Genomic DNA, 436 nt, shown 5'->3' with positions numbered 1-436 from the left:
GCAGAAGACGGCATACGAGATCCTGAGATGTCTCGTGGGCTCGGCAGTGACGGAGCCCAGCAGCCAGGGCAGCAGACCGATCAGGGCGATCATGACGACGAGCACGGCCGGGGCCATGTGGATCAGGAAGTCGTTGAACGTCAGTCCCGCCCGGCTGGCGATGATGATGTTCGGCGGGTCGCCGACCAGCGTGGCCGCGCCGCCGACATTGGACGCGAAGACTTCGGCCACCAAAAACGGCGTGGAATTGACCCCCAGTCGATCACATACCAGTAGCGTCACCGGCGCGATCAACAACACCGTGGTGACGTTGTCCAGCAGGGCCGACCCCAGCGCGGTCACCAGCACCAGCAGGATCATGATGCGCAACGGCGCGGCGTTTGCGCGTTTGACGGCCCAAATCGCGACGTATTCGAAGACGCCGGTGTGCCGAAGC

At 64.0% G+C, this 436-nt stretch carries 1 protein-coding gene; it reads right to left on the bottom strand.

Annotated features, from left to right (window positions below; genetic code table 11):
- A partial coding sequence (locus NNO02_RS23560; protein WP_271455906.1) for an SLC13 family permease occupies positions 1-436 on the bottom strand: 436 nt, incomplete at both ends.

The sequence above is a fragment of the Citrobacter sp. Awk 2 genome, assembly GCF_028069815.1.
GTDB lineage: Bacteria > Pseudomonadota > Gammaproteobacteria > Enterobacterales > Enterobacteriaceae > Citrobacter.
The sequence above is the reverse complement of the archived record's forward strand: the minus strand, read 5'-3'. Positions and strand labels throughout refer to the sequence as shown.